Consider the following 13933-nt stretch of genomic DNA (forward strand, 5'->3'; position numbering starts at 1 on the left):
AAGACGGAATACGGCAAAAGGGTGATGGAAAAAATACTCGGCCTCAAGCAGTTCATAGAAACAGCTGAAAAACCAAAGCTGGAGATGTTGTTTGACGAGAATCCGTCTTATTTCTATGATGTTTTGTCATATGCCGTAGTTTTGGGAGTTACAAAGAAGTGGGCCAAGAAGTTTGATGATCTGCTTACCGAGCCTCCCTCTTGGTACTATGGATATCCCGGTGGCGGCTTCAGGACAATGGTGTTTATAGGAGCCATGAACAGGAATCTCAATATTACATCGGCAAGCATGATTTCGACAAAGTCATCCGAAAGCGGTTTTTCAGGAGGAGGAGGTTTTTCGGGAGGCGGCGCAGGAGGCGGTGGCGGTGGAAGTTGGTAGAAAAAGTTTTTCCGGGGTTTAAGTAGTAAAGAGAAAGGAGATGATTTTAATGAAAAAGGTGCTTATTCCTATTGACCAGTCCGAGCATTTCATTAAATCGTTTGAGTATGCTGACCAATTCTATGAAAAATACGAATCCGAGATAACAGTGCTGAATGTACAGAAAAAAATGTACGATGGAGACAAGCCGGGTGATGAAATTCTGAAGCGAGCAGAGGAATATTTTAAAAGAAGAGAGATGCCTGTGGTGCTAAGGGCAGAAAAGTCAAACGATGTCGCAGAAAAAATACTCGAAATTGCAGAAAATGAGGGATTCGATCTAATAATAATGACATCCCACGGAATGAATGCAGGAAAACGGCTCAGGCTCGGAAGTGTAACCAACAAGGTTGTATATCATGTCAAAATACCGATTCTTGTGGTTAAGTAGTAAAAAAACAGCAAGTGGAAAGAAAGTTGATGATTTTAGGTCAAGGTTTTAATTGCTTACTGCGGCCTGCGGCGGATTTTCATAGAGCTTCGTCTTTCGGCAAAATCTAAAATTCGCAAACTCGCTTCGCATCGGGCCAAGGCCAAAGCGAATTTATTGACGATTTAGCCTTATCCAAAGCTGTGAAAATCAGGCCTCGGTCGATGCATCGCAATATGAAACCTCAACCTGAAATGCCTCGAGTAGATTCTCAATTCGAGTGGTGCATTAAACGCTGCAAGTTTCAAACGACAAAAGAAAAAAAGTACAAGATTAAAAGAAGCAGAATTAAAGGATAAAAAATCAAAGGCAAAGATTATTCTTCCATGATAGGCAGGATAGTTTTTGTCTTCGATTTTTGTATAAACAACTTATAAGGAGTGAACATTGATTAATTGATGTATACATTATGCAAAATCTGTTGCAATCATTGAAACAAGTTAACAAGTAACATATAATAAGAATTGGAAAAACAAAACAAGGGGGAATTTACATATGAATTTTTTAGAAAAAATCAAGCTACAGGCAAAAAAAGACATCAAGAAAATTGTACTTCCGGAAACTGGAGATATGAGAACAATAGCTGCTGCTGACATGATTCTTTCAGACGGAATGGCTGAAATCGTTCTTGTGGGAAACAAAGAGGAAATATTGGCAAGGGCAGAGGGATATGACCTTTCAAAAGCTGAATTCATAGATCCTGCAAATTTCGAAAAAATGGGCGAATTCATAGATGCATTTGTAGAGATGAGAAAGAAAAAGGGAATGACTCCGGAAAAAGCAGCTGAGATTCTTGTAAATCCACTGTACTTCGGGTGCATGCTCGTCAAGTTTGGCCATGCCGATGGAATGGTTGGAGGAGCTGTAAACGCCACAGCCGATGTAATGCGTGCGGCTTTGCAGGTTATCAAGACTGCTCCGGGAACAAAACTCGTTTCCGCTGCTTTCATAATGGAAGTTCCCAACTGCGAATTTGGAGCTGACGGCTTATTCATCTTTGCCGATACTGCACTTAATCCGAATCCCGATTCCGAGCAACTTGCTTACATAGCAATAAGCTCCGCGGCAACTTTTGAAGCGCTTACTGGCGTTGAGCCCGTAGTAAGCATGCTTTCATTCTCAACAAAGGGCAGCGCAAACCATCCCGATGTCGACAAGGTAATCGAAGGCGGAAGAATTGCCAAGGAACTAGCTCCCGACCTTAAATTGGACTGCGAGCTTCAATTCGACGCATCAATTATACCGGCTATAGGGAAGAAAAAAGCTCCTGAAAGCGATGTTGCAGGTAAGGCAAATGTAATAATATTCCCCGACCTTGACGCTGGAAACATAGGATACAAGCTTGTTCAAAGATTGGCCAAGGCTAGTGCATACGGACCGGTGACTCAAGGCTTGGCAATGCCGGTAAACGATCTCTCAAGGGGCTGTACAGCTGAGGATATCGTTGGAACAGTTGCTCTTACTGTGCTTCAAGCTCAAATGATGAAATAGTCCGCTGCGCGCAAAAGGATTTGGATTTTTAATTTATAAACATAGAGGGGGATTTGCGGTTTCAAAAATCGCAGGTCCCTCTATCTTTCTATGATATAATTTAATTAAAAAGGGAATAGGTAAAGTAATGGGAAAGAAACCAATTTTGGCGGTTTTAATAATATTAATAATGATGCTTGGGGCATGTGCTGCGGGAAAGCCCGTGGAACAGCTAGTGGAAAAGCCAGTGGAACAGCTTTCGGAGGCAAAAATTCCATTGCCTCTTGCGGAGATTTTGATGAAAGACACGCAGCCGGGTTGGGTTTTCTCCCTTGAAATGGAGAATCTTAAAAAGGATGATCAGGTTAGCATTGAAACGGACATGGTTCATATGCAGACATTCTTCCACGTGACCGAGGACGAGGATGAATGGAACAGACTGTTCGCGGTGGATACATTGAATTCGGGCAAAAAAGGTTTTTTAATCGTAAGTGTTAAAAGAGACGGACGCACTATATTCAGAAAGAAACTGGACATCGGGTTTACAGACAGGATTTTTCCGAGTCAGGAGCTTCAGATATCGCAAGAACTTCTTGAAAGACGCATCGAAGCAGTTTCAAAGGGCTGGGAGAAGTTTAGGATGGCCATTGCGAAGTCGGTGCGAACGGAGGAAATTTATTGGGACGAGGCATTCATTATGCCGGTTGAGGGGCGGATTTCGACACCGTTTGGGGCAAGGCGGACCTTGAACGGAGATTATGGATATATACATTCGGGCATAGATCTGGCAAATAAAAAGGGAACGCCGATTCTGGCGGCAAATTCGGGAAAAGTTGTTCTTGCCGAAGTACAGAGCCTTACGGGAAACACCATTGTAATCGACCACGGCCGAGGGCTCTTTACGTTATATGCGCATCTTGAAGCCATGTCGGTTGCAATTGGGGATAATGTAAACAGGGGGCAGGAGATAGGGGCAATGGGCAGCACCGGTTTTTCTACGGGTTCTCATCTGCACTTTGAGACTCAGCTTATGGGTGTCTATATCGATCCATATATTTTGGCGGAAAAGAGCATGGAGCTCCGAAAACAAATGGAAAGAGAGGAATTAAAATGAAAAGCAAAGTATATTTCATGGATTTCAGGTCAAGAAGAAAAAAAGAGAATAAGCACAACAAACTTTTGCGACTGTTCGATGCGGTAGGGGCGTCAGAGATAATCTCGGAGGGTGATTTAACTGCGGTCAAGCTTCATTTTGGCGAAAAGGGAGGAGACGGATTCATTCGTCCGATTTTCGTTCGTCCCATAGTGGACAAGATAAAGGAAGCTGGAGGAAAGCCATTCCTTACGGATACAAACACTCTCTACAGCGGGAGCCGAAAGAATTCGGTGGATCATTTGAACACGGCATACGAGCACGGCTTTACGCCGCTTGTAACAGGGGCGCCAATCCTGATTGCGGACGGCATAAAGAGCGACAATTTTTGCGTAGTGGAGCTTGGGCTCAAGCACTTTAGTTTTGCCAGGATAGCATCCGACATAGTAAATGCCGACGCAATGGTCGTGATGTCGCATTTCAAGGGCCACGAAATGGCGGGCTTTGGAGGAAGCATAAAGAACATAGCTATGGGCTGCGCGCCCGCTATCGGAAAAAGAGACCAGCACTCTACGCGTCCAAAGGTCGAAGCTGAAAAATGCATAGGATGCGAGGCCTGCATAAATGTCTGCCCGGAAGGGGCTATCGAGAATATTGAAGGAAAGGCATTCATACACGAGGAGAAATGCATAGGCTGCGGGGAATGCATTACCGTATGTCCTGCTGCGGCAATAGAGCTCGACCAGTGGGGAAGCGAGGCCAAGGATTTCATAGAAAAGATGACCGAGTATGCCTACGGAGCGGTAAAAGACAAGAAGGAAAAGACAATTTATTTTAATTTTCTTATGGATATAACCCCCGACTGCGACTGCGTTCCATGGAGCGATGCCCCTATAGTGCCGGACATTGGCATATTGGCGTCTACGGATCCGGTTGCCATAGACAAGGCAAGCCTAGACCTTATAAACGAGGAATCGGCACTCAAGCATTCGATGCTCCATGATAATAGGACGGGCGATGAGTGTACGTGTGGAGAGGACCATTTCAAAGCAATGAGAAAGGGAACCTACGGAGAGCTTCAGATAAGCTACGGAGAGTCCATTGGCCTTGGAAGCTCGGACTACGAATTGATAAAACTGTAAAAGGGGATAGAGATAGTGGATTACAAATACGTATACGGACCTGTGCCATCAAGACGCATGGGGCTTGCTGTGGGAATAGAACCGATTCCGGCAGATACATGCAACTATTCATGCGTTTATTGTCAACTTGGCCGAACAAGGCACATGAGCAATGAACGAAAACCATTCTTTGAGGTTAGAGAAATTTGCCAGCGGTCTTAATGCCTACTCAATTAAACACCTGAGCGACAGCGAATTCTCAAGTGGCATAAAGGACGATTTTGAAGCGGTGCTAAGCATAATAGCAAGGCATCCAATGAATCAGCACGAGATAGCGAGCTTCATCAAAAGCCGCAGCGGGGACGCGCAAGGCATGCTAGGTCGTCTAAACGGGGATGAAACGATAGAAAAGCTGAAGTATAAGGGCTACGTAACATACAGAATGAAATAAAAGGGGGGAGCGTTTAATGAAAAGTCCTGTTCAAAGGGTGGCGGCAATCCACGACCTATCGGGTTTCGGAAGGGCATCGCTGACGGCAATCATTCCAATATTGTCTACTATGGGAATACAGGTTTGTCCCGTTCCAACGGCGGTTCTTTCAAGCCATACCGGAGATTTTACAGACTATACATTCATTGATCTGACAGATCGGCTCGAGGCTTATATTGCCCATTGGAAAAAACTCGATATAGAATTCGATGCCATATATAGCGGATTCTTAGGTTCTCCGGAGCAGATTGCTATCGTATCGGATTTCATAGATTTTTTTGGCAATAAAGAAAACCTTGTTCTTATTGACCCCGTAATGGGGGACAATGGGGAGCTATACGCAACAATGGACAATGAAATGGTCAGAAAAATGCGTGATCTTGTTGGAAAGGCGGACATAATAACTCCGAACTTCACGGAAGCGGCCTATTTACTAGGGGAAGACTACGACGAATACATAGATATCGACGGAGTAAAGAGCTGGCTTAAGCGTCTGGCCGACATGGGGCCGGGTACGGTCATTCTTACAAGCGTTCCAAGCCCTGAAGGGGACAAGAATACGAGCGTTATAGCCTACGACAGCAAGCACGATAAATACTGGAAGGTAAGCTGCAGATACATACCTGCCCATTTTCCGGGAACCGGAGATGTTTTTGCAAGCATAGTTGTTGGAAGCCTGCTCCAAGGTGACAGCCTTCCCGTGGCCATGGAACGGGCCGTGCAGTTCATAACTACGGCAATAAGGGCGAGCTATGGTTTTGAATATCCCAAAAGGGAGGGCGTTCTCCTCGAAAGAGTGCTAAATACCATTAACCTTCCTGTTATAGGAAGCAGCTACGAACTTTTGTAAAGACAGCTAAAAAAAGACGATTAAGGTATTCAAAAGAAGGATGTAATTGCGATAGTAAAAGCGATGGGATAGCAGTCGATGGTCATGGAGACCATTCAGTCCGGAGAAGAAGTTTTTATGCTGTTCTGGCAGCACATGTTGATGTGTATACAGATTGCGAAATGTATAATAAAAATGGAGAACAAAGGGATAATTAACATACAATTAACATGATTTGTGTATTATAGATTGAAAAATATCTATTCGCGTTCAAAATGCGAAGGCGAAAGGGGTTAAAATGGAAAAAATACGTATTTTGGTCGTGGATGATGAGGTTCATATTCTAGAACTGATCAAATACAATCTTGAGCAATCGGGTTTTCTGGTGGATGTTGCCGAAAACGGAGAGGTTGCTCTGTCAATGATTGAGAAAGGAAATTATAACTTGGTTTTGCTTGATTTGATGCTTCCAGGCATGAGTGGGACGGTGGTTTGCCAAAGGGTGAGAAGGAATGTTAAAATGCGCAAACTGCCTATCATAATGCTCACCGCAAAAGGCGAGGAAACCGACAAAATAGAAGGCCTTGATACGGGAGCCGACGATTATATTACCAAGCCGTTTAGCATAAATGAACTAAAGGCAAGAATTAATTCCCTGTTGAGGAGAAGCGGAGACTTAGAGCCCTCCGGAAGCATGGAAATAGACGGAATCGTCATCGATTCTATTAAACACGAGGTTAAGGTGGATGGCTTGCCGGTTGAAATGACGCTGAAGGAATATGAGCTTTTAAAGCTTCTTTTGTTAAATCAAGGAAAGGTTTTGACAAGGGATATGATTCTTGATAGGGTTTGGGGCTATGAATATTTTGGAGATACGAGAACGGTGGATGTGCATATTAGACATCTTAGAAGAAAAATTGGGCAGAATAAAAGTGAACTAATTGAAACCGTCCGTGGGGTCGGTTATAGGTTGAAATAGGTGATGGTATGAAAAAAAAATTATTTATGACATATATGGTTCTTATGGTTGTTGGTTTTGTTCTCATAGGAGTTTTAACGCACCAATTTCTAAAAGACAATTACGAAGAAGATTTAACATTGCATCTCGCAAGCAATTTGAAGCTTTTGAAGTTGAACGTCGAGAAAAAACTATTTGAAGAAGAATTGGAGGGTATTGATTTTCATTCATTTGTGTCGGAGATATCCGAAACGATTGATGTTAGGGTGACGGTAATTGATTCCAAAGGAAAGGTTTTGGCCGATTCAGAGGTTCTGGAAAATGATTTGTTTGATATGGAGAATCATCAGAATCGTTCTGAATTCAAAGAAGCTTTGGACGGTTTTGTAGGGAAAGGCATAAGAACCAGCGCTACAGTTAACATAGACTACATGTATATGGCTATTCCATTGGAAAAAGATGGAGAGATAGTGGGAGCAGTTCGCTTGGCCTATCCTCTGGTTCGAATTAATCAGATTAACCGGAATTTTATAGAGAATATTCTTCTCTCCCTATTTATTGCATTCGGGATTTCGCTTTTCATGGCTTACAGATATTCAAAACGTATAACCGAGCCTATACTAAGTATTGCAGAATCTGCCAAGCAGATTTCAACGGGCGATTTCGAACATAAGGTGAATGTGAAAACCGGGGACGAGATCGAAGCCCTTGGTGATGCGTTCAATGTTATGACGGAACGATTGAAAAACAACATTTCAATGCTCAACGATGAGCATTTGAATCTGCAGTCCATTCTGACATCCATATCTGAAGGGCTTGTTGCCGTGGATAATGAAAAAAGAGTCATGCTTATGAATTATTCTTGCAAAGAAATTCTTGGAGTCGACGATAGAGATGTATACGGTAAAATATTGACAGATATTATAGAAGAACCAGCTGCGAGGGATATGGTAAGTTCGATTCTGGAAAATGAAGAAATAGGGAGCCGGGAAGTAGTTATACGGGAGCCCGAGCACATGGTGCTTAAAATAAGTTCCGGAAAAATCAGACTCGACACAGTGAAAAGAGAAATACTCGGAACCATAATGGTTATACGAGACATAACGGAGATACGGGTGCTTGAAGATATGCGCAAGGATTTTGTAGCAAATGTTTCACATGAATTGAAGACGCCGCTCACGTCCATATCTGGATTCGTCGAGACGCTTAAGGGTGGCGCCATGTATGATGAGAATGTGAGGGACCGTTTTCTTGACATCATTGAAATAGAAAGCGCAAGACTCTATCGCCTCATTGACGACCTGCTGATTTTGTCAAATATCGAAACGAGCCAACTCGGCAAGAATAGGAAAGACGCCATTGACATGGGCAAGGCAATAGAAGAGGTTTGCGAGATGGTTGATATTACCGCTGAAAACAAAGGCATAAAAATCAAGCGGCGCATACCGGAAGACCTGCCATCTCTATACGGCAATCGCGACTGGTTCAAGCAAATGGTTTTAAATCTGGTTGACAACGCGGTTAAATACACATCAGATGGTGGCGAGGTATTTGTTTCAGTATATAAATTTGATAGGGATTTGTTTATAAAGGTGAAGGATACAGGATTGGGGATTCCGGAAAATGATATACCAAGGATTTTCGAACGGTTTTACAGAGTAGACAAGGCCCGTTCACGAGATGTTGGAGGGACTGGGTTAGGGCTCGCAATAGTAAAGCATATAGTCATTGCGTTTAATGGAGAAATTAAAGCTAGAAGCGAAGAAGGCAAGGGCAGTGAATTCATCGTAAAAATTCCATTGAATGAAAATGTTCAAAATATACCGCGCTGAAACAGGTGCGGTATATTTTTTTTGAATGAATTAACGCGCTTTTAACATAGTATTAACAAAGGGATAACAAAGCAGTTATTCTAAAATGATATATTTTTTGTGAAGGTAAACAAGAAGATAAAAATATTATTTTAATTGAAGGGAGATAAACATGAATATAAGAAATTTAAGAGTAATTGTATTGGGACTTACGCTAGTATTGTCAATGGGGATTTTCTCCGGTTGCGCAAAAGAGGCGGCTCCGGTACAGACATCAGAGGAAGGAAGCCTTGAAGGCGAGGTTGCAGTTGTAGGATCGACTTCAGTTACTCCTCTTGCCCAGGAAATTGCTGATGCTTTTATGTTAAAGAATCCCGGAGTTAGAGTGGATGTTCAAGGGGTGGGATCCACTGCAGGTGTTAAGGCTGCTAGCGAAGGCGCTGCGGATATTGGCATGGCTTCGAGGGATTTAAAAACCGAAGAAAAAGGATGGGGACTTGACGAACATATCATCGCGTATGACGGAATTGCTGTTGTAGTTCATCCGACCAATGAAGTTGGCGATTTAGATCCGGAAACGGTTAAGGCTATTTTTAAGGGTGAAATTACTAATTGGAAGGAAGTCGGTGGTGCAGATGAAGAAATTCTGATAGTTTCAAGAGAAGAAGGTTCCGGAACGAGAGGTGCTTTCGAGGAGCTTTTGGAAATCGATGCAGTTAAAGAGGACGCGCTCATTGCAGAAGGAAACGGCTCGGTAAAAGCCAATATTGCTAGTAAAACATATGGTATTGGTTACATCTCTCTCTCTTATGTGGATGAAACCGTAAAGACTGTAGAAATTAACGGTGTTGAGCCTACGGTTGATAACATTTTGGCAGGCTCATACAAAGTTTCCAGACCTTTCCTGATGCTGACGAAGGGTGAAAATTCGGGAATAGCTAAAGCGTATCTCGATTTCATCTTTAGCGAAGAAGGACAGGCTATCGTTTCAGAAAAGAATATCCCGGTTAAATAATAGGAAAAGATAATGAAATAAAACGGATTGAAGCAGGCTTTGAATTCCTTCTCGCAAAGTCTGCTCTCTGACTGTTTTATATGTTCATAAGCCTTTCGTTTAATAAATCATGTGTTGGGAGATAACCCATGGAAAATTTTGAATCAAAAACTGTAACCGGAAGTTTGAAAATGGAAGAGAACAAGGCTAGAAAACGCTTTGAGTCTATTGTTGAAGCGGTTTTTTTGCTGTGCGCCCTGACGGCAGTATTGGGGGTCGCCGTTATTACGATTTTTGTTTTTATACGAGGCGGTCCGTTTCTTTTGAAATATGGTTTGGGGAATTTTGTGCTTGGCAGTAAATGGCAACCTTTAGATGATGTTTTCGGCATCTTGCCAATGATTGTTGCATCGTTGATGGGTACATTGGGAGCCATGGTCATGGGAGTACCCGTGGGACTGTTGACTGCTGTATTTCTAGCCGAGGTGGCGCCTTCGAGACTTGCGGCCGTCATACGCCCGGCGGTGGATCTTTTGGCAGGCATTCCGTCGGTGGTGTACGGTTTTTTTGGTCTGGTGGTGATTGTTCCTATCATTGACAAGTGGTTTGGAGGCGGAGGTAACAGTCTCCTGGCAGTAATCATCATCCTTTCGGTCATGATCTTGCCAACGGTGGTGAGTATTTCGGAGGCAGCTATTCGGGCGGTTCCGAAGGAATATCGGGAAGGCTCCCTAGCTATGGGAGCCAGCCAGATGCAAACGATTTTCAAAGTTATTTTGCCTGCGGCGAAATCAGGCATACTTACAGCCGTGATACTTGGAATAGGAAGGGCTGTCGGCGAAACCATGGCGGTGATTCTGGTGGCCGGAAACACAGCTTTGGTTCCCACATCGATTCTTGACCGGGTACGGACCATGACGGCAAACATAGCTATTGAAATGGGATATGCCTTTGGCATGCATCAGGATGCTTTGTTTGCTACAGGGGTTGTTCTATTCGTTTTTATCATGGGACTCAACGCCCTTTTGGGATTGATTTCAAACAAGGCGGGTGAATGACATGAAAGACAAGAATATGAAAGACAGGATTTTCAGGAGCTTGATTTGGCTTTCGGCCGCGTTGACTGCCGGAATATTGGCGTGGATTTTGGGGTATGTGCTTTACAAAGGTATTGGACAAATCAGTTGGGAATTCATCTCGTCCATGGCCAGAGGTTCAGGAGAGGGCGGCATACTTCCCATGATTGTGACGACTTTTTATGTGATTGGGGTATCCATTTTGATAGTCACGCCCATCGGAATCTGCGCAGCTATATATATGGTCGAGTATGCCAAACCGGGCCCGATGGTAAGAAGCATCCGTTTCGCCACGGAGTCCCTGGCAGGCATTCCTTCAATCATTTTCGGTCTTTTCGGATTTTTGCTTTTTGTAACGGCGCTGCATTTCAAGTTTTCCATTCTTTCGGGGGCATTGACGCTGAGCATCATGGTTCTTCCGACGATTGTGAGAACAACGGAGGAGGCTTTGAAATCTGTTCCGGATGCTTATAGGGAAGGGAGTCTTGGTCTTGGAGCTTCCAAACTCAGTACAATCGTCAAAGTTATTCTACCTACGGCCATTCCGGGGATTTTGGCGGCTGTCATTTTGAGTATCGGTCGTATCGTTGGAGAGACAGCGGCGGTTTACATGACTGTCGGCATGGCGCCTTATATTCCACGGGGATTGATGGACTCGGGCAGAACCCTGTCGGTACATCTTTATATATTGGCCAAAGAAGGCATATCGTTTGAAAAAGCTTATGCAACAGCAACGGTTTTGATTTTTCTGGTGGCCATCATCAATCTATTGGCAAACAGAATGGCTGCTATGCTGAAAAGGAATAGGGGCTAGATAAGGAGAAAACGCATGGGATTAAAATTTGAAATTAAGGATTTGAATCTTTTTTATGGAGACGTTCAGGCTTTGAAGAATATTTCCATGAATATTGAAGAACAGAAGGTGACAGCTCTCATCGGTCCCTCCGGGTGCGGAAAATCAACTTTTTTGAGAACACTCAACAGGTTGAATGACTTGATTGAGGGAGTAACGATAGAGGGAAGCGTCAAGCTTGACGGGAACGACATATATAACAATATCGACGTGATAAAATTAAGGAAAAGGGTTGGAATGGTGTTTCAGAAGCCGAATCCATTTCCGATGAGCATATATGAGAACGTGGCTTATGGACCCAAAACGCACGGAATGAAGAACAAAAGCGATTTGGAAGAGATTGTCGAGAAGAGCCTCAAGCAGGCGGCGATTTGGGATGAAGTCAAGGACCGCATGAAGAAAAGTGCTTTGGGCCTTTCGGGAGGGCAACAGCAGAGGCTATGCATAGCAAGGGCCCTGGCGGTGGAACCTGAGGTCATATTAATGGATGAGCCTACATCGGCGCTAGATCCAATTGCGACTTCAAAAATCGAGTCCCTAGTGGAGGAGCTCAAGAAGAGCTACACTATAGTCATCGTTACGCATTCGATGCAGCAGGCGGCCAGAATTTCAGACAACACGGCGTTTTTCATACTTGGAGAAATGGCCGAGTTTAACGTGACAAACAAGATTTTCACAAATCCGATGGACAAGCGTACAGAGGACTATATAACCGGAAGGTTCGGATAAAAAGGAGGCAAAAAGTTTGGGAAGAAAGCAGTTTGACGAAGCAATTGAAAAATTGAAAAACGACGTTGTGTCCATGATGGAAAACGTAGAGGCAATTTTTGTAAAATCAGTCGAGGCCCTGTTGATTCAGGACGTGGAGGCGGCCAAGAAAGTCATAGCAATGGATGATGAAATAGACAGACAGATGGATGCCATAGAAGAGGCTTCGGTGGAACTGATAGCGCTTCAACAGCCGATAGCGACGGATTTGAGGATTATTTTTTCGATTTCCAAAATAATAACTGATTTGGAACGAGTTGGGGATTTTTCGGTTAATATTGCCAAAGAAACAATCAAGATAGGCAATGAGCCTTTGATAAAACCGTTGATTGATATTCCTAAAATGCAAAAAATCATTAGCAGAATGCTCAAAAATGCAAAAAGAAGCTTTGTCGACGGGAACATTTCGCTGGCATACGAAGTAGGCGCGGAAGACGAACTGATTGACAATCTGTACAAGGGCATATACAGTGAGATTTTGATAATGATACATGAAGATAAACGTTATATAAACCAGGGCACAAAGCTTCTGTTTATAGGAAGGTATCTCGAGAGGATAGCTGATCATATAACAAACATATGCGAGAGAATAATATATATATATTCAGGAGAGAAAGCAAATATCAATTGATTTAAAAGCCGCTAAGCGGCTTTTTTTTATGCAAAGATTGTTTTTTGAATGAGAGATAACAGTATAAAAGTAGGGTCGTTCTTGTAGAAGCTGTGTCGCTTTTATATGCGGCCAGAAGCCCGAAATTTGGAACGGCAACTATTCTTGGAATAAAAGAGGAATTGCTTGATATATTGAAACAGGCATTTCCTGAAATGTTTGCAGGAAAAAATGTTCTTGTGACTAGCTTTGAGAACATAAACTGCATGATGCATCCAACACCATCACTCTTAAATGTCGCTCAAATCGAGTCTGGCAGAGACTGGCTATATTATTACGACGGAATTACGCCTTCAATTGGTGCATATATAGAAAAGATGGATGCTGCAAGGGTGGAGCTTGGCAAAAAATATAATCTTAACCTTACAAGCATGCTGGAATGGTATGAAAAGCTTTACTCTGTAAAGGGAGGAACCCTTACAGAATCCGTAAATAATACCAAAGCATATGCAGATATTTCCGGTCAGAAGACACTCCGGACCCGTTATATCCTTGAAGATGTCCCAATGAGCCTCGTACCTCTTGCCGAGCTTGGCAGGGTAGCTGGAGTGAGACAAGACATGGTTGAAACAATTATAGACCTTGGAGAGTTCATGATGGGCGAGGAATTCCGCAAGAACGGAAGAAACGCTGCTGCACTTGGAATTGAATGCATAAATGTTGACAGTCTTTTAGACCATGTAACAACGGGCAAGAAACATTAATTGGATTTTTATAATCAAGCTTTGATTTATCTATTCGAAACGCTTCCAAACATCGATTTAACTGATTTTGATGAATTGGACGCTTGTTTGCCATGGTCAGAGGAACTTCCATAAAGAGTCAGAAAAAATCAAACAAAGGATTAAACAATGCCAGCGAGAGGCTTAAGCGCTGGCTTTATTATTTGTCAATGTGTGCTAGAATTGACGCTTACGAAAGTAGAAAGAGGAAAGTGGGAAGAAAAGACA

Annotated in this window: 14 protein-coding genes and 1 pseudogene; all 15 read left to right on the top strand. The window is 43.1% G+C overall.

Translation table 11 applies throughout. From position 1 onward, the window contains the following. Positions 1-381, top strand: a 381-nt coding sequence (locus tag JJE29_04990; protein MBK5251972.1) for a DUF2207 domain-containing protein, incomplete at its 5' end; no start/stop codon positions are given. 49 nt (positions 382-430) lie between these two features. Beyond that, on the top strand, positions 431-811 hold the full coding sequence (locus JJE29_04995) for a universal stress protein (GenBank protein ID MBK5251973.1): 381 nt from the start codon (positions 431-433) through the stop codon (positions 809-811). Positions 812-1345: 534 nt separating this feature from the next. Beyond that, positions 1346-2341 (top strand): phosphate acetyltransferase, encoded by a 996-nt coding sequence (pta, locus tag JJE29_05000; GenBank protein ID MBK5251974.1) that lies wholly within the window; start codon positions 1346-1348, stop codon positions 2339-2341. Between the two features lie 127 nt (positions 2342-2468). Further along, positions 2469-3434, top strand: coding sequence for a M23 family metallopeptidase (locus JJE29_05005; protein MBK5251975.1), 966 nt, complete (start codon positions 2469-2471; stop codon positions 3432-3434). Continuing rightward, positions 3431-4555: a DUF362 domain-containing protein gene (locus JJE29_05010; GenBank protein MBK5251976.1), complete on the top strand. Its 1125-nt coding sequence runs from the start codon at positions 3431-3433 to the stop codon at positions 4553-4555. Before JJE29_05005 ends, JJE29_05010 begins: the two co-directional genes overlap by 4 nt. Positions 4556-4567: 12 nt before the next feature. Next, positions 4568-4985 (top strand): annotated as a pseudogene (locus JJE29_05015) (hypothetical protein). A 16-nt stretch (positions 4986-5001) separates the two neighbouring features. Next, a complete protein-coding gene (locus JJE29_05020; protein ID MBK5251977.1) occupies positions 5002-5874 on the top strand; it encodes a pyridoxamine kinase in 873 nt (290 codons plus the stop codon). A gap of 277 nt (positions 5875-6151) precedes the next feature. After that, a complete protein-coding gene (locus tag JJE29_05025) occupies positions 6152-6832 on the top strand; it encodes a response regulator transcription factor (protein MBK5251978.1) in 681 nt (226 codons plus the stop codon). 8 nt (positions 6833-6840) lie between these two features. After that, positions 6841-8643: a HAMP domain-containing protein gene (locus tag JJE29_05030; GenBank protein MBK5251979.1), complete on the top strand. Its 1803-nt coding sequence runs from the start codon at positions 6841-6843 to the stop codon at positions 8641-8643. A 151-nt stretch (positions 8644-8794) separates the two neighbouring features. Further along, a complete protein-coding gene (locus JJE29_05035) occupies positions 8795-9637 on the top strand; it encodes a phosphate ABC transporter substrate-binding protein (GenBank protein MBK5251980.1) in 843 nt (280 codons plus the stop codon). A 128-nt stretch (positions 9638-9765) separates the two neighbouring features. Further along, positions 9766-10674: a phosphate ABC transporter permease subunit PstC gene (gene pstC, locus JJE29_05040; GenBank protein MBK5251981.1), complete on the top strand. Its 909-nt coding sequence runs from the start codon at positions 9766-9768 to the stop codon at positions 10672-10674. Position 10675: 1 nt separating this feature from the next. Further along, positions 10676-11506 carry a phosphate ABC transporter permease PstA gene (pstA, locus tag JJE29_05045; GenBank protein MBK5251982.1) on the top strand — a complete coding sequence of 277 codons (831 nt, stop codon included), beginning with the start codon at positions 10676-10678 and terminating at the stop codon, positions 11504-11506. Between the two features lie 15 nt (positions 11507-11521). Further along, a complete protein-coding gene (locus JJE29_05050) occupies positions 11522-12274 on the top strand; it encodes a phosphate ABC transporter ATP-binding protein (protein ID MBK5251983.1) in 753 nt (250 codons plus the stop codon). Positions 12275-12290: 16 nt separating this feature from the next. Further along, positions 12291-12944, top strand: coding sequence for a phosphate signaling complex protein PhoU (phoU, locus tag JJE29_05055; protein MBK5251984.1), 654 nt, complete (start codon positions 12291-12293; stop codon positions 12942-12944). 92 nt (positions 12945-13036) lie between these two features. After that, on the top strand, positions 13037-13687 hold the full coding sequence (locus JJE29_05060; GenBank protein MBK5251985.1) for an NAD/NADP octopine/nopaline dehydrogenase family protein: 651 nt from the start codon (positions 13037-13039) through the stop codon (positions 13685-13687). The last annotated feature ends 246 nt before the right edge of the window (positions 13688-13933 follow it).

This window comes from Peptostreptococcaceae bacterium (assembly GCA_016649995.1).
Taxonomy (GTDB): domain Bacteria; phylum Bacillota; class Clostridia; order Peptostreptococcales; family BM714; genus BM714.